This window comes from Pseudomonas sp. EA_5y_Pfl2_R50 (assembly GCF_963970475.1).
Taxonomy (GTDB): domain Bacteria; phylum Pseudomonadota; class Gammaproteobacteria; order Pseudomonadales; family Pseudomonadaceae; genus Aquipseudomonas.
Map to the genome: position 1 here is coordinate 16090 of NZ_CAXAPT010000008.1, position 24680 is coordinate 40769.

19 protein-coding genes and 1 pseudogene are annotated in these 24680 nt (G+C 60.7%); 7 read left to right on the forward strand and 13 right to left on the reverse strand.

Translation table 11 applies throughout. From position 1 onward, the window contains the following. Positions 1–7 precede the first annotated feature (7 nt). Positions 8–475: a bacterioferritin gene (gene bfr, locus AACY19_RS15040; protein ID WP_339451402.1), complete on the forward strand. Its 468-nt coding sequence runs from the start codon at positions 8–10 to the stop codon at positions 473–475. A 62-nt stretch (positions 476–537) separates the two neighbouring features. Here the strand turns inward: bfr and uvrA are convergent, their stop codons facing one another. Further along, positions 538–3372: an excinuclease ABC subunit UvrA gene (gene uvrA / locus AACY19_RS15045; protein ID WP_339451404.1), complete on the reverse strand. Its 2835-nt coding sequence runs from the start codon at positions 3370–3372 to the stop codon at positions 538–540. Positions 3373–3562: 190 nt separating this feature from the next. Between uvrA and AACY19_RS15050 the strand changes: the two genes are divergently transcribed. Continuing rightward, positions 3563–4960, forward strand: coding sequence for an MFS transporter (locus tag AACY19_RS15050; protein WP_339451406.1), 1398 nt, complete (start codon positions 3563–3565; stop codon positions 4958–4960). Positions 4961–4969: 9 nt separating this feature from the next. Then, a complete protein-coding gene (locus AACY19_RS15055; RefSeq protein WP_003228709.1) occupies positions 4970–5488 on the forward strand; it encodes a single-stranded DNA-binding protein in 519 nt (172 codons plus the stop codon). A gap of 195 nt (positions 5489–5683) precedes the next feature. Here AACY19_RS15055 and AACY19_RS15060 read toward each other — a convergent pair whose 3' ends face one another. The 7 genes from AACY19_RS15060 to AACY19_RS15090 all read right to left on the reverse strand — a co-directional run bounded on the left by AACY19_RS15060 (position 5684) and on the right by AACY19_RS15090 (position 10923). Continuing rightward, on the reverse strand, positions 5684–6841 hold the full coding sequence (locus AACY19_RS15060; RefSeq protein WP_339451408.1) for a glutathionylspermidine synthase family protein: 1158 nt from the start codon (positions 6839–6841) through the stop codon (positions 5684–5686). Between the two features lie 2 nt (positions 6842–6843). After that, entirely contained in the window at positions 6844–7533 is a 690-nt protein-coding gene (locus tag AACY19_RS15065; RefSeq protein WP_339451410.1) for a DUF1190 domain-containing protein, read from the reverse strand. Between the two features lie 16 nt (positions 7534–7549). Continuing rightward, positions 7550–7975 (reverse strand): DUF350 domain-containing protein, encoded by a 426-nt coding sequence (locus AACY19_RS15070; protein WP_339451412.1) that lies wholly within the window; start codon positions 7973–7975, stop codon positions 7550–7552. 15 nt (positions 7976–7990) lie between these two features. Continuing rightward, complete coding sequence (locus tag AACY19_RS15075; protein ID WP_339451414.1) at positions 7991–8638, reverse strand: DUF2491 family protein; 648 nt, start codon at positions 8636–8638, stop codon at positions 7991–7993. 200 nt (positions 8639–8838) lie between these two features. Then, positions 8839–9537 (reverse strand): PspA/IM30 family protein, encoded by a 699-nt coding sequence (locus AACY19_RS15080; RefSeq protein WP_339451416.1) that lies wholly within the window; start codon positions 9535–9537, stop codon positions 8839–8841. A 17-nt stretch (positions 9538–9554) separates the two neighbouring features. Then, positions 9555–10223 carry a YjfI family protein gene (locus AACY19_RS15085; protein WP_339451418.1) on the reverse strand — a complete coding sequence of 223 codons (669 nt, stop codon included), beginning with the start codon at positions 10221–10223 and terminating at the stop codon, positions 9555–9557. A 145-nt stretch (positions 10224–10368) separates the two neighbouring features. Next, positions 10369–10923: a cysteine hydrolase family protein gene (locus tag AACY19_RS15090; protein ID WP_339451420.1), complete on the reverse strand. Its 555-nt coding sequence runs from the start codon at positions 10921–10923 to the stop codon at positions 10369–10371. Positions 10924–11024: 101 nt separating this feature from the next. On the opposite strand from AACY19_RS15090, the gene AACY19_RS15095 reads away from it, so the two are divergent. The 3 genes from AACY19_RS15095 (at position 11025) to AACY19_RS15105 (ending at position 14165) form a co-directional block, all read left to right on the forward strand. Next, entirely contained in the window at positions 11025–12026 is a 1002-nt protein-coding gene (locus AACY19_RS15095) for a GlxA family transcriptional regulator (RefSeq protein WP_339451422.1), read from the forward strand. Positions 12027–12307: 281 nt separating this feature from the next. Next, on the forward strand, positions 12308–13417 hold the full coding sequence (locus AACY19_RS15100; protein WP_339451424.1) for a DUF3182 family protein: 1110 nt from the start codon (positions 12308–12310) through the stop codon (positions 13415–13417). Further along, a complete protein-coding gene (locus AACY19_RS15105; protein WP_339451426.1) occupies positions 13407–14165 on the forward strand; it encodes an alpha/beta hydrolase family protein in 759 nt (252 codons plus the stop codon). The genes AACY19_RS15100 and AACY19_RS15105 overlap by 11 nt, the downstream gene beginning before the upstream one ends. 101 nt (positions 14166–14266) lie before the next feature. Here AACY19_RS15105 and AACY19_RS15110 read toward each other — a convergent pair whose 3' ends face one another. From AACY19_RS15110 to AACY19_RS15125, 4 genes and pseudogenes are all read right to left on the reverse strand, one after another. After that, a complete protein-coding gene (locus AACY19_RS15110; protein WP_339451428.1) occupies positions 14267–15253 on the reverse strand; it encodes a lysylphosphatidylglycerol synthase domain-containing protein in 987 nt (328 codons plus the stop codon). Further along, positions 15250–16524 (reverse strand): cardiolipin synthase ClsB, encoded by a 1275-nt coding sequence (gene clsB / locus AACY19_RS15115; RefSeq protein ID WP_339451431.1) that lies wholly within the window; start codon positions 16522–16524, stop codon positions 15250–15252. Before clsB ends, AACY19_RS15110 begins: the two co-directional genes overlap by 4 nt. Beyond that, entirely contained in the window at positions 16521–17318 is a 798-nt protein-coding gene (locus tag AACY19_RS15120; protein WP_339451433.1) for an endonuclease/exonuclease/phosphatase family protein, read from the reverse strand. The genes clsB and AACY19_RS15120 overlap by 4 nt, the downstream gene beginning before the upstream one ends. 35 nt (positions 17319–17353) lie before the next feature. Further along, positions 17354–17971 (reverse strand): annotated as a pseudogene (locus AACY19_RS15125) (DUF72 domain-containing protein); the annotation flags it as partial. 230 nt (positions 17972–18201) lie between these two features. On the opposite strand from AACY19_RS15125, the gene AACY19_RS15130 reads away from it, so the two are divergent. Continuing rightward, positions 18202–20295: a mechanosensitive ion channel family protein gene (locus AACY19_RS15130; RefSeq protein ID WP_339451435.1), complete on the forward strand. Its 2094-nt coding sequence runs from the start codon at positions 18202–18204 to the stop codon at positions 20293–20295. A gap of 73 nt (positions 20296–20368) precedes the next feature. Here AACY19_RS15130 and AACY19_RS15135 read toward each other — a convergent pair whose 3' ends face one another. After that, complete coding sequence (locus AACY19_RS15135; RefSeq protein ID WP_339451437.1) at positions 20369–24658, reverse strand: Lhr family helicase; 4290 nt, start codon at positions 24656–24658, stop codon at positions 20369–20371. Positions 24659–24680 lie beyond the last annotated feature (22 nt).

Below are 24680 nucleotides of genomic sequence, written 5' to 3' on the forward strand. Positions count from 1 at the left end.
TAGGGCGATGCAAGGCCACCCAGACGTTATCGATTACCTCAACACGTTGCTGACCGGCGAACTCGCTGCGCGTGACCAATATTTCGTTCATTCGCGGATGTATGAGGACTGGGGGTTCACCAAGCTCTACGAGCGGATCAACCACGAGATGGAAGAAGAGGCAGGTCACGCTGATGCGTTGATGCGCCGGATTCTGATGCTTGAAGGCACGCCGCGCATGCGTCCGGATGATCTCGACGTGGGCACCACGGTGCCGGAGATGCTTGAAGCGGACTTGCGCCTCGAGTACAAAGTCCGTGCCGCGCTGTGCAAAGGCATCGAACTCTGCGAGCAGCACAAAGACTACGTCAGCCGCGAAATTCTGCGCGTGCAGCTCAACGACACCGAAGAAGATCACACCTACTGGCTGGAAAAGCAGTTGGGCCTGATCAAGCTCATCGGTCTCCAGAACTACCTGCAATCCCACGCGTCCTGATTGCAGTTACAAAAAAGCCCCTGTCACTGATGAGGTGACAGGGGCTTTTTCATGTCTGGCGCTTAGGCACGATCCCGGATCAGTAGCGGCTTGAGGTAATGACCCGTGTGAGATTGTTTCATCTCGGCCACTTCCTCAGGCGTGCCTGTGGCAATGATCTGCCCGCCTTTGGAACCACCTTCCGGCCCGAGATCCACCAACCAGTCTGCGGTCTTGATCACGTCGAGGTTGTGCTCGATGACCACCACAGTATTGCCGTGGTCGCGCAGGCGATGCAGAACGTCGAGCAATTGCTGGATATCCGCGAAGTGCAGGCCGGTGGTCGGCTCGTCGAGGATGTACAGGGTCTTGCCGGTATCGCGCTTGGACAGCTCGCGAGACAGCTTGACCCGCTGCGCCTCGCCGCCAGACAACGTCGTCGCCGACTGTCCGAGCTTGATGTACGACAGGCCTACATCCATCAGCGTCTGCAGCTTGCGCGCCAGCGCCGGCACTGCGTCGAAGAACTCCCGGGCCTCCTCGATCGTCATCTCGAGGGTTTCATGGATGCTCTTGCCCTTGTATTTGATCTCAAGGGTTTCGCGGTTGTATCGCTTGCTCTTGCACACGTCGCACGGCACATAGATGTCCGGCAGGAAGTGCATTTCCACCTTGATCAGGCCATCGCCCTGACAGGCTTCGCAGCGACCACCCTTGACGTTGAACGAGAAACGCCCTGGGCCATAACCCCGTGAGCGCGACTCTGGTACGCCGGCAAACAGCTCGCGGATCGGCGTAAACAGCCCGGTATAGGTCGCCGGGTTGGAGCGTGGTGTACGACCAATCGGGCTCTGGTCGATATCGACGACCTTGTCGAGATGTTCCAGGCCTTTGATGCTGTCGTGCGCAGCAGCTTCCAGCGTGGTCGCACCATTGAGTGCCGTGGCGCTCAGCGGAAACAGCGTGTTGTTGATCAGCGTCGATTTGCCCGAGCCGGACACGCCCGTCACGCAGGTCAGGAGGCCAATAGGGATCTCCAGATCAACATTGCGCAGGTTGTTGCCGCGCGCGCCCTTCAGCGACAGGCTCAGCTTCTTGTTGCGCGGTGTGCGTTTGGCCGGTACTTGGATCTTCACCCGGCCCGACAGGTACTTGCCGGTCAGGGAATCCGGGTGTGCCATGACTTCGGCCGGAGTGCCTTCAGCAACGATCTTGCCGCCGTGCACGCCTGCGCCGGGGCCGATGTCCACGACATAGTCGGCCAAGCGAATCGCATCTTCGTCGTGCTCGACCACAATCACCGTATTGCCGATATCGCGCAGATGTTTCAGCGTACCGAGCAGGCGATCATTATCCCGTTGGTGCAGGCCGATGGACGGCTCATCGAGGATATAAAGGACGCCGACGAGACCGGCGCCGATCTGGCTGGCCAAACGAATCCGCTGCGCTTCGCCACCAGACAACGTGTCGGCACTGCGATCCAGCGACAGATAATCAAGACCGACGTTGACCAGAAATTGCAGGCGTTCGCGAATTTCCTTGAGGATCTTGTCGGCGATTTCGCCGCGACGGCCCGTCATCTTCAGCGCGGCGAAATACTCACAGGCGTCGCCGATTGGCAGGTTGGTCACCGCCGGCAACGTCTTCTCGCCAACCCACACGTGTCGCGCTTCGCGACGCAGACGCGTGCCACGGCAATCGGGGCAGGACTGGGTGCTGAGGAACTTGGCCAGCTCTTCGCGCACGCTGGCCGATTCGGTTTCGCGATAGCGACGTTCAAGATTCGGCACGATGCCTTCGAACGGGTGCGAGCGTTTGACGATGTCGCCCCGGTCATTAAGGTATTTGAAGTCGACGTTGTGCGAACCGCTGCCGTGCAGAATGGATTTCTGCTGATCGGCCGGCAGTTCGTTGAACGGTACTTCCAGGCTGAAGCCGTAGTGCGTGGCCAATGAGCCGAGCATCTGGAAGTAATACACGTTGCGCCGGTCCCAGCCGCGTATTGCGCCTTCGGCCAGGGTCAGGTCGCCGTTGACCAGTCGCTTGATGTCGAAGAACTGCTTCACGCCAAGACCATCGCAAGTGGGGCAGGCGCCGGCCGGGTTGTTGAAGGAGAACAGCTTGGGTTCCAGTTCGCTGATTGCGTGGCCGCAGATCGGGCAGGCGAAGCGCGCGGAGAAGATCATCTCTTCACCCGGCTCGTCATCCATCGGCGCGACCAGCGCGATACCGTCCGCCAGTTTCAGCGCGGTCTCGAACGACTCGGCCAGACGTTGCTGCAGATCGGCGCGAACCTTGAAGCGGTCGACGATGACGTCAATCGAGTGCTTCTTCTGTTTATCCAGTTTTGGCAGTTCATCGAGCTCGCAAATCCGCCCGTTGACTCGCGCGCGCACGAAACCCTGAGCGCGCAGCTCTTCGAAGACCGACAGGTGCTCGCCTTTGCGCTCGCGGATCACCGGCGCCAGCAGCATCAGTTTGCTGCCTTCGGGCTGCGCCAGCACCAGGTCAACCATCTGGCTGACGGTTTGCGCCTCCAGCGGAATATCGTGATCCGGACAGCGCGGTGTACCGACGCGCGCATACAGCAGCCGCAGGTAGTCATAGATTTCAGTGATGGTGCCGACCGTGGAGCGCGGGTTGTGCGAGGTCGATTTCTGTTCGATGGAAATGGCCGGCGATAAACCTTCAATGGTATCGACGTCGGGTTTTTCCATCATCGACAGGAACTGCCGGGCGTAGGCCGACAGGGATTCGACATAGCGGCGCTGACCTTCGGCGTACAGCGTATCGAAGGCCAGGGACGACTTGCCGGAGCCGGACAGGCCGGTGATGACGATCAGCTTGTCCCGTGGCAGGGTCAGGTCTATGTTCTTCAGGTTGTGGGTACGGGCCCCACGTATCAGGATCTTGTCCAAAGTGGCCTCGCTCGGCGGGCGTCGAAAACATAGGAGTATACGGGCAAATACTGGATGGATGCACACTATCAAGCGAAGGGTTTTGACCTTACATGAAGAGAGTTTCATCTATACGCGTCATAGCGTCGCGATATACCCCGTCTACCGATGGGACTGGTAGAATCGCCGCCGGTTCACACGAGGTTTTTCCATGCACGATCCCCACAGCGAACGCATGAGTGGCAGCGAGACCCGCGCGGCGAGCGGTCTGGCCCTGGTGTTCGCCTTCCGTATGCTTGGCATGTTCATGGTGTTGCCGGTACTGGCGACCTATGGCATGGATCTGGCGGGAGCGACCCCGGCCCTGATCGGGTTGGCAATTGGCGCCTACGGCTTGACCCAGGCAATGTTTCAGATTCCGTTCGGGATCATTTCCGACCGAATCGGCCGTCGCCCCGTCATTTATCTGGGGCTGATCGTGTTCGCCCTCGGCAGTGTGCTGGCCTCTCAGGCCGATTCGATCTGGGGCGTGATTGCCGGGCGAATCCTGCAGGGCGCCGGTGCGATTTCCGCTGCGGTGATGGCGCTGTTATCCGACCTCACCCGCGAACAGCACCGCACCAAGGCAATGGCGATGATCGGCATGACCATCGGTTTGTCGTTCGCCGTGGCCATGGTCGTCGGTCCGTTGCTGACCCGGGCCTTTGGTTTGTCCGGCCTGTTCCTCGCCACCGGCGCCATGGCACTGGTCGGTATCGCCATCATCATGTTCATGGTGCCGCACTCGACCGGGCCGTTGCAGCACCGGGAATCCGGCGTTGCGCGTCAGGCCTTGATGCCGACGCTCAAGCATCCAGACTTGCTGCGTCTCGATTTAGGTATCTTCGTGTTGCACGCGATGCTGATGTCGAGCTTCGTTGCGTTGCCCCTGGCGCTGGTGGAAAAGGCCGGTTTGCCCAAGGAACAGCACTGGTGGGTCTACCTCACCGCGCTGCTGATTTCGTTCTTCGCCATGATCCCGTTCATCATCTACGGCGAGAAGAAACGCAAAATGAAACGAGTTTTGCTCGGCGCGGTCATGACGTTGATGCTCACTGAGCTATTCTTCTGGCAGTTCGGCGACAGCCTGCGGGCTCTGGTGATCGGCACGGTGGTGTTCTTCACCGCGTTCAATCTGCTGGAGGCTTCATTGCCGTCGCTGATCAGCAAGGTTTCACCGGCAGGCGGGAAGGGCACGGCGATGGGCGTGTATTCCACCAGCCAGTTCCTCGGTTCGGCACTCGGCGGGATACTCGGCGGCTGGCTGTTTCAGCATGGCGGTCTGTCGGTTGTGTTCCTCGGATGCGCCGGTCTGGCTGCCATCTGGCTGGCCTTTGCTGTTACCATGCGCGAACCTCCCTACGTGACGAGCCTGCGCTTGCCGTTGTCGCCCGAGGCGATCCGCGAAGCGGGTCTGGTCGAGCGTCTCAAGGCCCTCGTAGGGGTAACCGATGCAGTGATAGTTGCTGATGAAGCGGCTGTTTACATCAAACTGGACAAAGAATTAGTGGATCGCGACACCCTCGAACGCCTGGTGAACAACCCGGCCGGGGCTGCGTGCGAAGCCTAGGAGAACGTTATGGCCCGTGGGGTTAACAAAGTCATATTGGTCGGCACTTGCGGCCAGGATCCCGAAGTTCGCTACCTGCCTAACGGTAACGCCGTGACCAACCTGAGTCTGGCAACCAGCGAACAGTGGACCGACAAGCAGACCGGTCAAAAGGTCGAGAAGACCGAGTGGCACCGTGTTTCGATGTTCGGCAAAGTGGCCGAAATCGCCGGCGAATACCTGCGCAAGGGTTCGCAGGTGTACATCGAAGGCAAGCTGCAGACCCGCGAGTGGGAAAAAGACGGTATCAAGCGTTACACCACCGAAATCGTGGTCGACATGCAAGGCACCATGCAACTGCTCGGCGGCCGTCCACAGCAGGGCGATCAGCAAGGCGGTGGTAACAACTACCAGCAGCAGGCGCCACGTCAGCAGGCGCCACGCCCGCAGCAATCGGCTCCGCAACAGCGCTCGGCTCCGGCTCCACAGCAGGCCGCACCGCAACCGGCTCCGGATTTCGACAGCTTTGATGACGATATCCCGTTCTGATTCGCTGTTGTAAACCGCTGCAAATAAAAAGGCCCGTCGCTTGAACGACGGGCCTTTTTTGTTGGTAAAACTTATGGTCATCCCCGATCAACTGTAGGAGGGAGCCTGCTCGCGAAGGCGTCAGATCAGATAAAGCAGTCGTTGAATGACAATCCGCTTTGGCGAGCAGGCTCCGCTCCCACAAGGTTCTGTGTTTCAGTCGAGGATCAGATGCGGCAAGAAACGGCTCGAATCCTTGGTGATCAGGCTGTTGTCTTCCCGTACACCAATCCCCGCCGCCTGATCGCCAATCACCCAGGAACCGATCAGCGTGTAGCTGTCGCCAAATTTCGGTAGAGGTGCAAATTCCTGCAGGATAAACGGCGCATCAGTGTAAGGCCCGTCCTCTTTGACGATCAGACCGTCAGCCGTTTGCAGTTCGATATTGGCGCCTTCCCGGGAAAAGTACGGCTTGCGCACCCAGCCCTTTGGCACGGCGTTGGCGGGATTGGGGTCGAGATGCGCCGCCAGCAGATTCGGATGCCCTTTGTGCAGTTCCCACAGCAACGGCAGTACACCCTTGTTCGACAGGATCGCCTTCCAGGCCGGTTCGAAAAACTGCGTGTCACACTCGGCAATCGCCGCACCGAAGGGCTCGTGGAAGATGAATTCCCAGGCGTGCAGCTTGAACAGGTGCGGTATCCAGCGATCTTCCAGATCGACGAAGCGCCCCGCAGCCGTCAGACCGATGTCTTCGATATCGATATGGCGCGATTCGATGCCGACTTTTTCTGCGATCAGGCGCAGGTAATCCGTAGTGCCCTTGTCCTCGACCGAGTCTTTCATCGAGGCAAAGTAGAATGGGCGCTTGAGTTGCAGCTCGGCAAATGCCTGGTGCAGCCTGGTATCGATGCTGTTGAACTGGTCTGCGCGGGGTGGCAGCGTGCCGCGTTCGATGCATTGCTCCAGCCAGCCCCACTGGAACGCCGCCGCTTCATAAAGACTGGTCGGCGTGTCGTAGTTGAGTTCCAGCAGTTTCGCCGGCCCGTTGCCGCTGTAGGAAAAATCCATGCGCCCGTAAAGATGCGGATGACCTTCCAGCCAGGACGTTCGGATCATGTCGTAGTACGCCGCCGGAATGCTGAGACGATCCAGCAACGCTTCGCTGCGCACGACGCGGTCGACCAGGTCCATGCACATCTCGTGCAGTTCAGTGGTCGGGTCTTCCAGGTCGTTTTCGATCTGCGCGAGAGTGAACTGGTAGTACGCGCTTTCGTCCCAGTAGGGTTCACCGTCGATGGTGTGAAACATGAAGCCGAGGCTTTCGGCCGTCTGTTTCCAGTCCGGTCGCTCGGCGCAGGCAATCTTTTTCATCGTCAGCTGCTCGAGCGCCCGGAACTGCTGCCCCAGCCACCCCAACCGCTGCGGGCGCTGGACTGGCTACCGAAGCCGCCACGGGAAGTCGATGAGGCGACGTTGACCGGTTTGCTCTTGCTGCTCTCGTAGTCCGGTTGGCTGCGCGGCGCCGATTCGATCTTGCGGTACTGTTTCGAAGTGTCGTAGGTCTGGCGTGTATCGCGGTCGCGGTAAACCGTGCGATTGGCGTTGTTGCTCATGGCGTTGCCGATCAGCCAGCCGCTTAACCAGCCGCTGCCGCCGCCACTGGATGTGTGCGAGGTGTTTTGCACATTCTGCGCCGCCGCTGCGTCACCGGCAGGCATCTGCGCGTCGGCGATGGCGTCGAGGTTCTGCGCGACTTCAGCCTTCTGTATCACCTTGAAACCGCCGAGTTTCGGCACGAAGCGGCCATCGGAATTTTTCTGGCACCAGCCGTCGGCGAAGTCGGCGTCGCAATTGGCTTTGTCGTCGTACACCGGGGCGATACGCCGGTGCTCGGTCAGCGCGGCGACGTAGGCGTTGGAGCAGGCATCGGCGGCTACTTCGGCATCGACGCATTGTTCCACGCTCTGGAAGTTGCGAGTCTGATCGGCCGCCGCCGCTTCGCCGGAAATGGCCATCGCCACCGAGGCGGCGAGGGACAACTGAACGTATTTGCTTCGTTTCATCTGGGCGTCCTGCCGATCAGTTGGACGGTGTCATGCATGCGGCATTGAGCATGCCGACGCTGATCGCGACCGCCGCAACATAAATGCCCGACGCCACTTCACCGTTGGCAATGCGCTCGGAAGTGCCTTTGAGTACCAGGCCGGTGGCTACAAACGCCAGCAGTTGCACAACAGCGGCAATCACCGCCCACAGTACGAAGTCGAGGACATTGACCGAAAAGGCGATCACGTTGCTGGCCGGAATCGCGAAACCGATGATCGCGCCAGACAGCGCAATGGCTGCAGCGCTATTGCCATTGCGGATCAGCTCGAACTCCTTGTGCGGGGTAATGCGGGTGTAGACGAATTGAAACAGCATGAACAGCAGCACGGCGCCGATCAGGTAGACGACGAATCCGACCAGCGCGGTCTTGTTCAGGGAAACGGCCAGCACTTCCAGCATGAAAAATTTCCTTGTTTAAATGGTGCCCACATCGGTCGTGTACAGCGAAATGCCCAGCGAAGTGCTGAGGCTGACGGTGCCTTCTTCGTCCTGTTCGACGGAAAACAGCAGGAGCTCACGGCGATCAGTCAGGCCGGTGTCGCGGGCGTAGAGCATCGAGTGGTGTTCGATGGTGTAGCTCTCGTCCGGATTGACCACTTGCTCGGTCATCGGTACGAGTTCGGTCTGGCCTTGTTCGGTGCCCCACTCGCGACTGTACTGGATGCCTTCGTGGGTGTAGGTCGGCAAACCGATGGGGCTGCTGGGGCCCGCCAGGCGCTGCAGCTCGGCGTCACTGTTGACGGTCACGTAGCTGACATAGTTGAACAGCGTGACGGATTCGACCTGATCGTCACCGGTGACGTGGATCTGTACCCAGAAATCCTCGTCATTCATGTAGTAGCGATGCAGTTTATTGGACTGGCCGAGGTCGACCCAGCCGGCGCTCCAGATCGCTTGATCGAAAGGCACGCGGACCGAGGTGGAACCGTCGAGCAGCAGTGCCAGGGTCGAATCAAACCTGATCGCTTTGCCCTGAGCCATCCCGAGCGGGCCAGTCACGATTGGCGTGGGTGCTGCGGCTTGCCAGTTACTGGTGCCCAGCAAATCTTTAAACCATCCCATGGGTACGTTCCTTGAAACGGGTGGAGGTGTCCGTCGGCGAAAAAGCGCGGTTAGTGTACCGGGCTGAGCGGTGAACGACACGCATGCAAACCATGTGGGAGCGAGCTTGCTCGCGAAGAGGGCGCGTCAGTCAATATTGATGTCGACTGATACGGCACTTTCGCGAGCAGGCTCGCTCCCACAGGTTTTTTTTCCGGTGATTACTGAGCGGACTTTTGCTTCAGGCGCTCAAGGATCGCATTGGCACTGCCTTCGTTCGGCGTGATGCCGGCGTCGCGCAGTTTGCGTTCCAGGTCGTTGCCGGTCGATGCATCAGCCAGTTCATCCGCTGCGCTCAGCTCGGCGGCGCGCTGCTGTTGTTTGGCTTGCAGGCGGTTCAGAGTACCGACAGCCGTTTCCAGTTTGCCGTTGGCGCCGCCGCTGGCAATCGATGCGCTGACCTGAGCCTTTTGCACGCTCTCACGAGCCTTGGCCATGTCCACTTGCTGGCGCAGGCTCTTGATACGCGACTCGGCTTTGCTGATGTCCTTGCGCATGTTGTCGGCGTAGGTGCCAAACTCGTCGCTCAGTTTTTTCTCGGCGCTCAGGTCATTGCTAAGGGTCGAGATTGCTTCGGCCACTTCCATGGCAAGGTCTTCGCGACCGGCATTCAGCGCGGAAACCGCCTTGGCTTCCAGATCCTTGATCTTGGCGTCGTACTCACTCACGCGGTCAGCGGACAGTTTGTGCTTGGCCATGATGGTGACCAGTTCGCGGCGCGCGTTGGACAGCGCGGTGTCGGCATCGCGGATTTCCTGGTCGAGGATGCGCAGGGCCTGTTGGTCGACGATGGCTTCGCCGACTTCATTGGCGCCGCCGCGCAATGCGGTGAACAACTTGCTCCAGATGGACTGAGTCATTGGATATTCCCTGTTGATTACTTGAAGAAGTGTTCGAAGGCTTCACTCGCGCGCTGCACGTTGTCGACCAGGGTTTTCACCTCGGTGACGACGTTGGTCAGGCTCGAGTCGGCGCTGAGGGCGCCAAACATGTTGTAAACGGTCTGCCCGTTCGGCATCGACTCGATACCGATTGACGACAGCGGGAACATCTCCCGGCTGCGCAGTACGGCATCGTTGAAGGCACGCACGTCAGTGATCGACTCGCTGTCCACCAGCACGGTGTCGACGATGATCTGCTGGCCGGCCAAGGCGATGTGAATCGGCAGACCACCGAATTCGTTCATTTCCAGCTTGATGCTGGGTTCGGAGCTCTGGATCAGGGACAGCGTGATCTCTTGCGAAGCCACCTCGTCCAGGGCCTTAAGGGCGTTGAAGAGGCTATCGATGGTCCAGTTGTTGCCTGCGCTCATGTAATTCTCCGACATGAATGAGCCAGCCAGAATCGGTTGGCGTAGCTGTTGCTCCATTTGCTTGAGCAAGCTTCGGTTTTCGGGAAGCACCCAAGTTTCGTGTTTGACATAACCGGCTGCTGCCAGGCCCGCTCGCATCTGCTTCATGTAGAAGCTCGACGGTTTTTTCGCGGACGGTTTTGCGCGCTCTCCCTTGGCGCTTTCTGACTTCGAGGTGGGGGAGCGGCTGTTCATGGCATTGACTCGGTTATGAATGTCTCACGCGTGAGCCACACTACAACCATTTCAAAGTGCCATCAATGGCTCACGCGTGAGATTTTCATGACAGGTACAAAAAGGCCCGCTGCAAGGCGGGCCTGGTGTTTTTGCCGAATATTTCTCAGCGGTTAGCGGCGAGGAACTCGTCAGTCGATACCACGCTGGCGTAGGCGAACCCCAGCGCCGACATGAAGGCGGCGTGGACCTGGGCGGCCGGTACAGTGAGGCCGTTGAACTCAAGGTCGCGACTGGCGCAGGCATCGTGAATCACCGTAACGGCGTAGCCCAGATCCGCTGCCGCGCGAGTGATGCCGTCGACGCACATGTGGCTCATGCTGCCGACCACCACCAGTTCCTTGATGTCTCGTTCATCGAGGATGGCTTGCAGTTCGGTTTCGCGGAACGAGTTGACGAAGTGTTTGAGCACTACTGGTTCATCGGCGCGGTTAAGCACTTTCGGGTGCAGCTTGGCACCGTCGGAGCCCGGGGTGAAAAACGGCGCATCCGGGGAGGTGAATTCGTGGCGGATATGGATCACCGAATCGCCGGCCTCGCGAAACGCCGCGATCAGTTTCGCAGCGTTGTCGGCGGCGGCGTCGGCACCGGTCAGCGGCCATTTGCCTTGGGGGAAGTAGTCGTTCTGGATATCGACTACGATGAGCGCTTGCTTGGCCATGGGGATGTCCTCGATGGATTGGCTGGAAGTGGCTTCAGTATTGACGCTGGCGAGCGCTTCGAGGATTGGCGGCACCGACAATAGGCAGGGGAAAACTGACAATGGGCGCAGAAAGGGCCGCCATCGCTGAACTGGGCGTTCTGATTTATCCCGGCGCGCAGATGGCTGCAGTGCATGGCTTGACCGACCTGTTCGCCGTGGCGAACCGGATTGCTGCCGAGCATCAAGCTGTGCAGTTGCCACTGCTGCGGGTCAGTCATTGGCAGGTCGAAGCTGATCAGGTGCCGACGCGGGTTTACACCAGTCATCCGGGCAGCGCAGGTGGCTTGCTGGCCGTACTGATTCCGCCCTCGATTGGCGGGTTCTGCGCTGCACAAATGCCAGTCAGTCTGGCGCCGTGGTTGCGCGAGCAGCATGCGCGCGGGGCGACGCTTGGCGGAGTTTGCGTAGGTTCGTGGCTCCTCGCCGAAAGCGGCCTGCTCGATGGCCGCAGTGCGACCACCCACTGGACGTCCACCCAGGCTTTCGCCGAGTGTTACCCGAAGATCAAACTCAAGGCCGATACACCGATCGTCGACGACGGTGACCTGATTACTACAGCCGGGCTGATGGCTTGGTCAGAGTTGGGATTGCGCATGGTCGACCGTTTGCTCGGGCCAAGTATCGCCAGCAGCACCGCACGCTTTCTGGTGGTGGAACACAGCGACAGCGCCAGCGAGTGCGGCAGCAACTTCGCACCGATTCTCGGACATGGCGACGCGGCGATTCTCAAGGTTCAACACTGGCTGCAAAGTACCGGCGCGACCGAGGTTTCACTGACGGCGATGGCGGAGCGCGCGGGGCTTGAGGAGCGCACCTTCCTGCGCCGCTTTCGCGCAGCGACCGGGTTGAAGCCGACCGAGTACTGTCAGCATCTGCGGGTGGGCAAGGCGCGTGAGATGCTTGAATTCAGCAATGGCACCATTGATCACATTGCGTGGACGGTGGGGTATCAGGACCCGGGCGCGTTTCGCGCGATATTCAGGAAGATAACCGGGCTGGCGCCGAGTGATTATCGGGCACGGTTTGGTGTGACCCCGGTCCCCAAAGCAACGAATCTCTGATGTGGGAGCGGGCTTGCTCGCGAAGGCGGCGTGTCAGCCAACACATCCGCCAACTGCCGCACCGCCTTCGCGAGCAAGCCCGCTCCCACAGGGGATTTCAATAGCTTTTGGATCGTGCAATTTGCCGGGGGTTTACGGGCAGTCGTGCAGATTGAAACGACCGTGGTGCCATTACGATTTCTACAAGTTTTTGATTTACCGAGGGTTTCACGAGGGAGGCCGTTGGCCTGATCTCTGCACCTGTCATCGTTACAATCTTCGAACCGATGAAAGGGGGACGCATGACCCCGACACCCCGCAGGAGAATCGTTGTCGCCCACTCGGTGCGCGCCGACGCGCCACAACATGAAGTGCAGACCAACATAGCCTTGGCGCGATGGCTGGCGCAGATTCTCGGGTGCAAGTTCGGCGGCAGCTACGACCCGGAAAAACACCGCGGCCGTGACCTGTATCTGCTGCCGACGCAAACCATTGTCGGCACTGCCAGCGCTCATCAACTCGGCATCAAAGGCCCAGACGATCTGTGGGGCGGCTTTGTCGAACATGACTTCATCTGCACCAAAGCCATCAGCCACGGTCTGCGCAGTCATCTGGCCACCGCGCCACAAGGCTGGTCGCCGTTGTTCAGCGAACGCACGCGCAACGTTGTGCTCGACGGTCTCAGCGTATTTTCGCTGGACGATGCACGGCCCGCTGCCGAGCATTTGTTGTACAGCGGTCCGATCCGCCTGAAGCCGATCCACGCCTGTGCCGGTCGCGGTCAGGAAGTGATCAAGAGCCTGGATGCCTTCGACGAAGTTCTCGCCCGCCCCGACATCGAAAAACAGTTCAGTGACGGCGTGGTACTGGAGCAGGATTTGAGCGATGTCGTCACGCACAGCGTCGGTCAGTCATTCATCGGTGACACAGTGTTGAGCTACTGCGGTGATCAATACCTGACCAAGGATGCTCACGGCGAAGAGGTCTACGGCGGCTCGAACCTGCTGGTGGTGCAGGGCGGTTACGAAGAGCTGCTGGCGCTGGAATTGCCGGACGACGTTCGACTGGCCGTCGAACAGGCGCAGGTCTTCGATGCCGCCGCAGATGAAGCCTATCCACGTTTCTATGCCTCGCGGCGCAACTACGACATCGCCCAGGGTCTGGACAGCAGCGCAAAGACCCGCAGCGGGGTACTCGAACAATCCTGGCGCATGGGTGGCGCCAGCAGCGCTGAAGTCGCCGCGCTGCAAAGCTTCGTCAACGATCCGGGGATGCGTGCGATCCGCGTCTCTTCGGTGGAAACCTACATCAATCAGCCTTTGCCGGCGGACGCCATCGAGGTTTACCGCGGGCCGGCCGAGAACAGCGAATTTCTCCTTAAATACGTAACGGTCAAATCTTATGACGGCTAGAAGCGAAAGCATTCAAATCGACATTGATGATGAACAGATGAGCGGGACTTTTCTCAGTCCCAAATCGAAAGTCCCGGGGGTGTTGTTTGTCCACGGTTGGGGCGGCAGCCAGGAACGCGACCTGGAACGGGCCAAAGGCATCGCCGGTCTCGGTTGCGTGTGCCTGACCTTCGACTTGCGCGGACACACCGGCGGCACCGGGATTCCACTGACCCGCGTGACCCGTGAGGACAACCTGCGCGATCTGCTCGCGGCCTATGATCGGCTGCTCGCGCATCCCGCGCTCGATACCTCGGCCATCGCCGTGGTGGGCACCAGCTACGGCGGTTATCTGGCCGCGATTCTCACCTCATTGCGCCCGGTGCGCTGGCTGGCGCTGCGCGTGCCGGCGCTGTACCGCGATGAGCAGTGGCACACACCCAAGCGAGAGCTGGACAAAGCCGATCTGCGCGATTATCGAAGCTCGCTGGTGCGCGCGGACACCAATCGTGCGCTGCATGCCTGCTCACAGTTCACCGGGGACGTGTTGCTGGTGGAATCGGAAACCGACGACTACGTGCCCCACGCGGCGATCATGAGTTACCGCGCGGCGTGCCAGCAGACGCATTCGCTGACGCACCGGATTATCGATGGTGCCGATCATGCCCTGAGCGAACCGGTCTCGCAGCAGGCGTACACCTCGATCCTGGTGGACTGGATTACCGAAATGGTTGTGGGTGAGCGGTTGAGCATTATTCAATCCGCATGATCTGTGTTGTTCTGCCGGGGCCTTTGCGAGCAAGCCCGCTTCCACATCAGGAATGCATTCAGCCTGTGGGAGCGTGCTTGCTCGCGAAGAGGCGATCAACTTCAAGACATTTTCTTTTCTATTCGCAGCGCTTTCGCCTTCGCTTCCACCACCAGATACATCACCACCGTAATCAACAACGGCAACAGAAAATAAATCGCCCGATACGCCAGCAGTCCCGCCACCAGACTGCCGCGCGAAGCCTCATGTTGCAGCAGCGCCACAAACACCGCTTCGAGCACCCCAAGCCCTGCCGGGATATGCGTGATGACCCCGGCAATCGCGCTGATCAACAACACGCCGAGCACCAACGGATAGTCCAGTTTGCTCGGCAGCAAAGTGAAAATGACCGCTGCCATCAGCGACCAGTTCAGGGCTCCGAGCAACAGTTGCAGCACGGCCATGCGCAGCGAAGGCAGGTTGATTTCCACGCCACGAATCGACCACTCGCGGCGCTTGGAAAACTGACACGCCGCGAGATACCCGGCGCTGACCAGCAGCAACAACACACCGATGCCTTGCAGCGCGCCACTGCTGACTTTCCATCCCGGCGGCATGCTCACCAGTCCGCTGCTGAACACCGCGCCGGCAATGGTCATGTAGCCAAACCAATTGGTCGCCAGGCTTAAACCGAGAATCTTGGCGATGTTGCTTTTGCTCACACCCAGCCGCGAATACAAGCGATAGCGCATGGCGATGCCACCGACCCAGGCGCTGAGATTCAGGTTGAATGCATAGCTGATGACCCCCACCGGCAGGATCTGTTTCCAGGTCAGGTCCTGACGAATGTAGGTGCGGCCGATCAGGTCGAAGCTCGCGTACACAAGAAAACTCACCAGCGTCAGGCTGGCGGCAATGATCAGGGTGCGCACCTTGAAGTCGGCGAGAGTTTGCAGCACCTCGGCCCATTCAATACGGGTGGCAAACATCGTCAGCAAGACGATCAGCGCAAGAAAAAACAGCACGGTCAGCGGACGCTTCCAGCGGCTCCATTTCGAGTGCGCGGCGGGCGCCGAATGCGCTGGGGAATGCACCTCGGAATGGCTCATGAGCGGTCACCTCGAAACGGCTTCAGTCGCGGTTTGTGTGCGGGCAGCCAGCCGGCCATCGCCGGGAAATGCCGCAGAAAGTGGAACACCAGAAAACCCACGGTCATGTGCCAGATGCGCCCGCGCGGCGACTTGCCGGGGTCCATGGCTTTACAGTGGTTCTGGCTGAGGTCTTCGAGGCGCTCGAACAAGTGCTGATTGAACGCACGGTCACGGATCAGCACGTTGGCTTCCAGATTCAGCGACAGGCTCAACGGGTCGAGATTGCTCGACCCGACAGTGCTCCATTCCTCATCGACCAGCGCAACTTTGCCGTGCAGCGGACGCTCGCAATATTCGTGGATCTGCACCCCGGCCTTGAGCAGGTAGTCGTAGGTCATCCGCGCAGCAATCTTGGCTACCAGCATGTCCGGCTGGCCTTGCAGGATCAGCCGTACTTCAACGCCCCGGCGCGCCGCATTGCGGATCTCACGCAGCAGCCGATAGCCGGGAAAAAAGTAGGCATTGGCAATGACCACACGGCGTTTGGCCTTGCGCAATTCCTGCAAGTAAACATCTTCGATATCGGTGTGGTGCTGATCGTTGTCGCGAAACACCAGGCGCACCTGACCGTCGTGATCGTCGAAAGCCATTTGCGCGCGACGCTGACGCCGGCGTTGCCACCAGAAGCGCGCGCGTCCGGGGCGACCGCTTTGCAGCAGGGCGAAGTGATGGATGTCGGCGACAACCGGACCCTGCACTTCGACGGCGTAATCCTGCTTGGCTTCCGGGCCGAAATCGGCAAGGTGATCGCCCGAAAAATTGATCCCGCCAATGAACGCCAGCGTGCCGTCGACCACCACGATCTTGCGGTGCAGACGGCGGAACCAGTTGGTGCGAATACCGAGGTGTTTGGGGGCCGGGTCGAATATCTGCAAGTGCACACCGGCATCGCTCAGAGCGTTGAGATAGGCGGTGGTCAATTCGCCACAACCGAAGCCATCGAAGTTGACGGTGGTGCGCACGCCGCGCCGGGCGGCGTCGATCAGAATCTCCTGCAACTCTTCGCCGACCTTGTCTTCGAAAACGATGAACGTCTCCAGCAGGATTTCGCTTTTCGCCGCGCGCATGGCTGCAAATACCCGGGGGAAATATTCCTCACCGTTTTCCAGCAATTCGACACGGTTGTTGCCCTGCCAGCCGTACTCGACATCGACGTGGCCGGGCACACGTATCGGCGGTTTGATAGACACGGGTTCCACGGCGGATTTCTCCAACGGCGCGCTGTTCATAGTTCGATCTCTACCGATAAGGGAACGTGGTCGGAAAGGTGCGACCACGGCCGGTTGGCCAGCACTTTCGGCTGGCAGGCCTTGAGGTTGCGTACATAAATGCGGTCCAGCCGCAGCGCCGGCAATCGCGCGGGGAAACTGCGCGCCGGTTTGCCGTAATGCTCGGCAAACACCTCGCGCAATCCGTAGGGCAAGAGCAGCGCATCGGCGCGCTGGCGCCAGTCGTTGAAGTCGCCGGCGATAATCACCGGCGCGTCTTCCGGCAGCTCGGCAAGGCGTTGGCCCAGCAAATTCAACTGCGCATGGCGATGGCTTTCGCGCAGGCCCAGGTGCACGCAGATCGCATGCAACTCGGTGCCGTCACCGGGCAAGCGCAGCACGCAATGCAGCAAGCCGCGGTTCTCGTGGCCGCTGATCGATACGTCGAGGTTGTCGTGGCGGATGATCTGGAATTTCGACAACAGCGCGTTGCCGTGATCACCCTCCGGGTACACCGCGTTACGGCCGTAGGCGAACTGCGGCCAGAGGCTGTCGGCGAGGAACTCGTACTGCGGCATCGACGGCCAATTGCTGTAGGTCTTGGGGTGGTGTTCGTGGGTGCCATGGACTTCCTGCAAAAACACCACGTCGGCGGCAACGCTGCGCACCGCTTCGCGCAACTCCGGCAGGATGAAACGCCGGTTCAGCGCGGTGAAACCCTTGTGCGTGTTGACCGTCAACACGGTGAAGGTGCGCACTGAAGGCTCAACCACCGAGCCTTCATCGGTGAAGCCCACCGGTTCCGAGATGCTCATGACAGCACTCCTTCGGCAGCAGGCTCACCGGGCGCGCTGGTAATGTCTTCGCGATAGGGCCACTTATCACCGGTGTCGGCGATGACCAGAGCGGTGTTGTGGCGTTTCAGCAAACACACGAAATCGGGGTCGATGAAGCTGTCGTTGCGAGTTTCCACGGCGTGGCGCAGCGGTTTCTTGCCATAGGCTTTCATGCTCGCGTGACCGTGCAAGTGCGCGTCATGCTGATGGGCGAGGGTCGCAGCGGCTTCGGTGTCGTGGGGCAATTGTCCGAAAAAGTGTTCGAAACGTTCCGGCTCGAAGGTGAAGTTCGGCGGGAATTGCCACAGGATCGGGCCGAGTTTTCCCTTGAGTTCCAGCACCCCGGAGGCGAAGAAGTTTGCCAGCGGTGTTTCGATTTCACGCAAGCGGCGAATGTGGGTGATGAAGCGCGGTGCCTTGACGCTGAAGATGAAACCTTTGGGGTTTTCGGCGTACCACTGCGCATAGCGTTCGGGACGTTGCAGGGCGTAGAGCGATCCATTGATTTCGATGCTGTTGACCGCCCTCGACGCGAATTGCAGCTCGCGCTTTTGTGCCAGTCCTTTCGGATAGAAATCCCCGCGCCACGGTGCGTAGCGCCAGCCGGAAATACCGATGTGAATCCTCGCCATGCCGCCCTCCCGTTGTCAGCCCTCGTACAGCCTGTGCCTTCTGATGACTGTGGGCGGTTCGGGAAAGTTTCGGCGGCGTTACGGACGGTCACGTCCAAGGCGCAGATCAAAAGGCGCTCCCCCTCACCCCAGCACCCTCTCTAGGAGAGGGCCGGGGGGAGGCGGCTCTTGAACTTGCTGTGCAATTGCCGATCAGTTCCTTACAGGTTCAGCCACGGGAGATCGGAGTTTTGGTCAAGTTCAGGATCGCCATTGTGCTGGGAGCACTGCTGTTTTCAGGCGCCAGTGAAATCGACGCCGCGGCAGTGCCGGGTGTCCCGGCCGCTGCCGAAGAACCCGCCAAGCCCGAGCTGTTGGTGGAGGGCGGGCTGCTCGGCGCGATCAGTTCGAGCATCGACGACGTGCAGGACAAACTCGACCTCAACGAACATCTGGTCGATGCCTGGCGCCTGCGTGCGGACCGTGCGGCGAACGAGGTCGACAGGCTGGTCAATCAACCGTCGAACCGCTCGGGCTGGAGCCTTGCCGCAGATTTCCTCACGCTGTCCGGCACCTGGCTGGGCAGTTTCGCTCTACTGACCGTGCTTGGCAGTCTGTTGGTTAAACGTCTGCGCGAAGGTCGCGGGCTGCGCACCCGCCAGCGCAGTCAGGATCTGGTCGGGTACTGGCTGCCCTACACGCTGCCGGCGCTCATCTGCCTGCCGCTGACCCTTTACGTCAGTCACTTTCTGCAAGCCTCGGTCGGGCGTGCGCTGGCGCTGTGTTTTGCCTATGCGACGAGCAGCGGGATTTTCTCCACGTCGATGCTGCTCTGTGTGGTGGTGATGTTCAATGTCGGGCACAAGCGGCCCGCCGCGCGGATCATCCGCAATTACTGCCCGCGACCGCTGTTCCTGATCGGTTTCCTCGCGGCCCTCAGTGACGCACTGACCAGTCCGCAGATCGCCCGCCAGTTCGGCGGCAACATCACCAGCAGTGTGGCGGTGTTTACCGGTCTGATTGCCTCGGTGATTTTCGGTCTGCTGGTGATTCGCCTGCGCCGCCCGGTGGCGCATCTGATCCGCAATCGCTCGTTGAGCCAACGCTTGAAACAACCGTCGCTGCAGGAATCCCTGCGTATTTTTTCCGGGCTTTGGTATTGGCCGATTGTGCTGATGGTGCTGGTCTCGGCGGTCAATCTGATCGGCATCGGCGAGGACAATCAAAAAGCCCTGCGCTGTGCGTTGTTCACCATGGTGTTGCTGATCGGCACGGTGTTCCTGAGCACGATCCTCCAGCACCTGTTCAAGTCGCGCAAAGCCGAAACACTGCAACGCAGCAGCGCTTACAAGGAGCGTTTTCTCAGCCTGCTGCACGCGCTGATGCGCATCGTCATCGCTGTTGCCTTCATCGATATTCTCGGGCGGATCTGGGGCGTGTCGCTGATTGATTTCGCCCAAAGCAGTGCGGTCGGAAGGGCGATCAGTGATGCGCTGAGCAGCATCGGCCTGATCTTCCTGGTGACGTGGCTGCTCTGGGTGGTGCTCGACACGGCGATTCAGGAAGCGCTGAAACCACCGGTCAGCAAACGCGCGGCACGTCAGCCCAGCACGCGGGTGAAAACCATCCTGCCGCTGCTGCGCAACGCGATCAAAATCATCCTCGTGGTGATCTGCGCGATCACCACCATGGCCAATCTGGGGATCAATGTGGCGCCGCTGCTGGCCGGTGCCGGTGTGGTCGGTCTGGCCATCGGTTTCGGTTCGCAGCAATTGGTGCAGGACGTGATCACCGGACTGTTCATCATCATCGAAGACACGCTATCGATTGGCGATTGGGTGGTGCTTGATTCCGGCCATGCCGGCACCGTCGAAGGCCTGACCATTCGCACCCTGCGCCTGCGTGATGGCAAGGGCTTTGTGCACTCGGTGCCGTTCGGTCAGATCAAAGCGGTGACTAACCAGTCGCGGCAGTTTGCCTACGCGTTTTTCTCGGTGCAGTTCACCTACGACACTGACGTGGACAAAGCCATTGAGCTGATCCGCGAGACTGGCGATTCGATTCGCGAAGACCCGTTCCTCAAGTACAACCTGCAAGGGCCGCTGGATGTTTTTGGCGTGGACAGGATGGATCTGAATGGCGTGGTGCTGACAGCGCAGTTCAGAACGGTGTCGGGCGGACAGTATGCGGTGAGTCGGGCGTTCAACCAGCGCTTGAAGAAGCTTGTGGATAACAGCCCGGTGGTGCATTTCGCGCAGACTTATCCACAGCAGGTCTTGTTGCCTAAGCGACAGACGGAGAGAGAGGTGATAGCGACCGAGGTGCCGCAGGAGTCGCGGACCTAGCCCGCTCCCACAGTCTGACCGCGTTCCCCTTGTGGGAGCGGGCTTGCTCGCGAAGAGGCCGGTGAGGGCAGTCTCAATGCCGGATCAGTTTGCCGCGCACCTGCTCCATCGCGATCTGGTCCAGCTCCAGCCAAAACTGCTGCTTACCCGCAATTTCCGCCGCCGCCGGCAAACCATCGCGATACACCAGCCGGTTGCTCGCTAACGCCGGCACCTTCACTCCCGGCAACAATGTCCCGGCCAGGTTCAGCGGGTCCACCCCGCACACCGCAATCAGAGTGCCGTCATGCGGTCGCCGTCGCACCTCGCGCAACAGTGGAATCGCTTCCGGCAAGGCAAACTGTTCCCCCGCCAGACCACTGACGAACCGCCCGCCGCGAATCTCGCCCCGCGCCTCCAGCCGATGAAACGTGCGCAGTAATTCACGCCAGCTCGGCAACCACTCCGCCTCGCGTTCCAGCAAGCGCCAGAACACCACGCCATAGCGGCGCAGCAAGGTCATGGCGACGTGTTCCAGGGTTTCGCTGTCATCCACCACAGCCGCACCGCGCCGCAGTAATGCCCAACGCCCGGCATCGTCCATGCCGCCGATAAACGCGCCGCGTCCACGCCGACTGCTGCGCTGCTGGCGTTTACTCGCCGGGGTGATCAGCGCGCGCAGTCCTGCAAAGCTGTCGGCGTTCACCAGCCCGGCGCCGACCAGTTCCTGCAAGGCGATTTCCAGCTCGGTGCGCAGCAGGTGCGCTTCATGAATCAGCTCGTCGAAAAACAGCGCACCGTGCGCGCTCAGCGCGTCGAATACTTTCCTGGTTTTCGCTGACAGTTCATCCACCGCAGTCTGTTCGGTCAATGCGCTCCACAGGCCGACCTGCGCGCGCGGCAACAGCACAATCGGCGTGCTGCGCAATGCCGTGCCACTGGATTTCTGCGAAGCACTGAGTCGCACCCATACCCGTTTGCCGCTGCGGCACATATCGTCCAGCCAGCTCGACGAGTAATCCTTTAGGCGCGCCGGGAGAAGGTCGCTGTCCCACGCCGAGGCAGCAGCGGGGTAGCCTTCGAACTGATCGACAATCGCTGGCAACACAGCGCTGCCCTGACCCTGGGTGGCGGGCGACAGGTGCTGCCAGTCGAACAGGAATCGCATGAAATCCTGCAAGGCCACCGGCTCGATTTCCCGGCGCAGGCGCTTGACCGTGTAGCGATGAATGCGCGCGAGCAGATGCCGTTCGCACCATTGCTCGACGTTGACCTTGGGCGTGAACCGGCCACGCAGCACGTAGCCTTCGCGCTCCAGGCGGGCGAGGGCTTGATTGACTTGATCTGTCGGCAGCGCCAGCGGCTCGGCGATAGCGGGTAGTGGCAACGGGCCGAACGCGCCAAGGCGTGCGCGGATCACTTCGACCAAGGCCTCGTCGAACGTCCAGGCTTCATCGAATCCCGGCAGAGCCTGCCGTTCGGGGTGTAATTTGCCCTGTGGATAAAGCGCTAGCAGGCAGGTAAGACGTTCGCGAGCCAGCCACACGCCATGCTGCGGATCAACCTGCAAACGACAGGCGCGACCGCTGCTTGCAAGGGTTTCCAGCCATTCCCGCCAGCCTTCGTTCGCCTGCACTTCAGCCTCGCTGATACACGCCAGGCTCATCAGCGCCTCATGCATTTCATCCACAGCATTCGGCGACGGCCAGGCTTCTTCGCGCACAGCGTTAATGGCGTCTGCATCCAGGGCGCCAAGGTCATCGGTCGATTGCGGATCGTTCCAGCGTCGGTTGATGACCGCTTGGGTGCGACGTTCTTCCAGCGGCGCATCGTCGAGAAAGCTGTAAGGCCGGGCGCTGAGGATTTCTGCCGCAAGCGGTGAGGGCGCCGGCAGATCGCGGCTGATCAAACGCACCTCGCCACGCTCCATGCGCCGCAGCAGATTCAGCCAGCCTTCGCTGTCCATCGCTTCATGCAGGCAATCGTCGAGGGTTTGCTCGATCAATGGATGCTGAGGGATCTCCCGTTCGCCGGCGAGGTTTTCCAGGCAGGCGATCTGGTCGGGAAACACGCTGGCAATCAGGTCTTCGCTTTTCATCCGCTGTAACTGCGGCGCGACTTTGCGTCCGCCGGTAAATCGCGGCAATGCCAGCGCCACGCCGGCGTTCCAGCGCCAGCGCACGCCGAACAGCGGCGCATCGAGCACCGCTTGAATCAGAATGTGCTCGGCGCTGTTGCTGTGCAGATAGCGCCAGACTTCATCGAGTTCAAAGCTGTGGCTGGTGGACAGCGACAGGACGATGGCATCTTCGCTGGCGGCGGCCTGCAGTTCGAAGTTGAACGTGCGGCAGAAGCGCTTGCGCAGGGCCAGGCCCCAGGCGCGGTTGATACGGCTGCCGAACGGCGAATGAATGATCAGTTGGGTGCCGCCAGACTCGTCGAAAAAGCGCTCCATCAGCAGCGTGTCTTGTGAGGGCAGGGCGCCGAGAGTCTGCCGGGCGCGGGCAAGGTATTCGACCAGTTGCTCGGCGCTGGCAAGGTTGAGGCCAAGGGTTTGCGTCAGCCAGTCGAGGGCCGGTTGCAGATCGCCGGGGCTGGCGCCGAGCAACGCGTCGAGCTGTGCTTGCAGGCGCGCCACGGCGCACGACAGTTCATCGCTGCGCCCCGGCGCTTCGCCGAGCCAGAACGGGATGCTGGGCGGCTGGCCCTGCGCATCTTCAACTCGTACCTTGCCCGCTTCCACGCGCAGGATGCGGTAAGAGGTGTTGCCGAGCTGGAACACATCGCCGGCAATGCTTTCCACGGCGAAGTCTTCGTTGACGCTGCCAATGTTCAGGCCTTGCGGCTCGAGCATCACGCTGTAATCAGCGTTGTCGGGAATGGTGCCGCCGCTGGTCACGGCGGTCAGTCGTGAACCCCGGCGGCCACGCAAGGTGCGGTTGACGGCGTCGCGATGCAGGTAGGCGCTGCGGATGCCCTGGCGACCGTTGTAGCCTTCGGCGAGCATGCCCAGCAGCGCCTGATAGTGGTTTTCATCGAGATCGCGGTAGGGCCAGGCGTGGCGGAACAGCGCGAGCAAGGCGTCTTCCGGCCATTCCTGGCAACTGACTTCGGCAATGATCTGCTGCGCCAGCACGTCCAGCGGCGCGACGGGAATGTGCAGGGTGTCGAGTTCGCCACGGCGGACGCAGTCGAGCAACGCGGTGCATTCGATCAGGTCATCGCGGCTGGTGGCGAACAGACGACCCTTGGGGGTACCGCCGACCTGGTGGCCGGAGCGGCCGACCCGTTGCAGAAATCCGGCAATCGAACGCGGCGAGGCAATCTGACAGACCAGATCGACTTCGCCGATATCGATGCCCAACTCCAGTGAGGCGGTGGCAATCAACACCTGCAGATCGCCCCGTTTGAGCCGTTGTTCGGCGTCGAGGCGAAACTCTTTGGAGAGACTGCCGTGGTGCGCCGCCACCGCGTGCTTGCCGAGGCGCTCGCTGAGGTGGCGGCTGAGGCGTTCGGCGAGACGTCGAGTGTTGACGAAAATCAGCGTGGTGCGGTGCTCTCGGGCCAACTCAGCGAGGCGGTCGTAAACCAGTTCCCAGACATCATTGGCCATGACGGCCGACAACGGCACGGGCGGGACTTCGATACCGAGATCCCGTGGCCGCGCGTGGCCAATGTCGATGATTTCGCAGGGGCGGTCATGGCCGACGAGAAACCGCGCCACGGCCTCCACCGGTTTTTGCGTGGCTGACAGACCGACGCGGGTCAGCGGTTCGGCGCACAGCGCCTGCAGGCGCTCAAGGCTCAGGGCCAGGTGACTGCCGCGTTTGCCGGCGGCCATCGCGTGGATTTCGTCGACGATCACCGTGCGCGTGGTGCCGAGCATTTTTCGCCCGGACTCCGAGCCGAGCAGAACGTAGAGCGATTCCGGCGTGGTCACCAGAATGTGCGGTGCGGTCTTGCGCATGGCCGCCCGGTCTTTTTGCGGGGTGTCGCCGGTGCGCACAGCGGAGCTGATTTGCAGCTCGGGCAGGCCCATCTGGCGCAGTTGCCCGGTGATGCCGGCGAGCGGGTTTTGCAGGTTGATACGGATGTCATTGGACAGCGCTTTGAGCGGCGAGACGTAGACGACCAGCGTTTCGTCGGGCAGGCCGTCGGGGTTTTCCAGGCCACGGCGGACGAGGTCATCGAGCACGGCGAGAAACGCGGTCAGGGTTTTGCCGGAGCCGGTGGGCGCGGCGATCAAAGTCGAGCGGCGCTGGCGAATCAACGGCCATGCGCGTGCCTGGGCGGCGGTGACCGTCGGGAAGGTCTTGCTGAACCAGGCGCTGACGGCGGGGTGGAAGCCTGCCAGGGCGCTGTTGGCGGGGAGGGGCAGATTCATGGCTCAAGTTATGCGGGCGCGG

What these genes read in the sequence shown, in the direction of transcription:
- AACY19_RS15085 (WP_339451418.1), bottom strand. Translation starts at nt 10,223, where the DNA reads ATGAACAGCCGCTCCCCCACCTCGAAGTCAGAAAGCGCCAAGGGAGAG.
- clsB (WP_339451431.1), bottom strand. Translation starts at nt 16,524, where the DNA reads ATGAACAGCGCGCCGTTGGAGAAATCCGCCGTGGAACCCGTGTCTATC.
- AACY19_RS15110 (WP_339451428.1), bottom strand. Translation starts at nt 15,253, where the DNA reads ATGAGCCATTCCGAGGTGCATTCCCCAGCGCATTCGGCGCCCGCCGCG.
- AACY19_RS15075 (WP_339451414.1), bottom strand. Translation starts at nt 8,638, where the DNA reads ATGGGATGGTTTAAAGATTTGCTGGGCACCAGTAACTGGCAAGCCGCA.
- AACY19_RS15095 (WP_339451422.1), top strand. Translation starts at nt 11,025, where the DNA reads ATGGGCGCAGAAAGGGCCGCCATCGCTGAACTGGGCGTTCTGATTTAT.
- AACY19_RS15055 (WP_003228709.1), top strand. Translation starts at nt 4,970, where the DNA reads ATGGCCCGTGGGGTTAACAAAGTCATATTGGTCGGCACTTGCGGCCAG.
- AACY19_RS15070 (WP_339451412.1), bottom strand. Translation starts at nt 7,975, where the DNA reads ATGCTGGAAGTGCTGGCCGTTTCCCTGAACAAGACCGCGCTGGTCGGA.
- AACY19_RS15065 (WP_339451410.1), bottom strand. Translation starts at nt 7,533, where the DNA reads ATGAAACGAAGCAAATACGTTCAGTTGTCCCTCGCCGCCTCGGTGGCG.
- AACY19_RS15135 (WP_339451437.1), bottom strand. Translation starts at nt 24,658, where the DNA reads ATGAATCTGCCCCTCCCCGCCAACAGCGCCCTGGCAGGCTTCCACCCC.
- AACY19_RS15060 (WP_339451408.1), bottom strand. Translation starts at nt 6,841, where the DNA reads ATGAAAAAGATTGCCTGCGCCGAGCGACCGGACTGGAAACAGACGGCC.
- AACY19_RS15100 (WP_339451424.1), top strand. Translation starts at nt 12,308, where the DNA reads ATGACCCCGACACCCCGCAGGAGAATCGTTGTCGCCCACTCGGTGCGC.
- AACY19_RS15120 (WP_339451433.1), bottom strand. Translation starts at nt 17,318, where the DNA reads ATGAGCATCTCGGAACCGGTGGGCTTCACCGATGAAGGCTCGGTGGTT.
- AACY19_RS15090 (WP_339451420.1), bottom strand. Translation starts at nt 10,923, where the DNA reads ATGGCCAAGCAAGCGCTCATCGTAGTCGATATCCAGAACGACTACTTC.
- bfr (WP_339451402.1), top strand. Translation starts at nt 8, where the DNA reads ATGCAAGGCCACCCAGACGTTATCGATTACCTCAACACGTTGCTGACC.
- AACY19_RS15105 (WP_339451426.1), top strand. Translation starts at nt 13,407, where the DNA reads ATGACGGCTAGAAGCGAAAGCATTCAAATCGACATTGATGATGAACAG.
- AACY19_RS15050 (WP_339451406.1), top strand. Translation starts at nt 3,563, where the DNA reads ATGCACGATCCCCACAGCGAACGCATGAGTGGCAGCGAGACCCGCGCG.
- AACY19_RS15080 (WP_339451416.1), bottom strand. Translation starts at nt 9,537, where the DNA reads ATGACTCAGTCCATCTGGAGCAAGTTGTTCACCGCATTGCGCGGCGGC.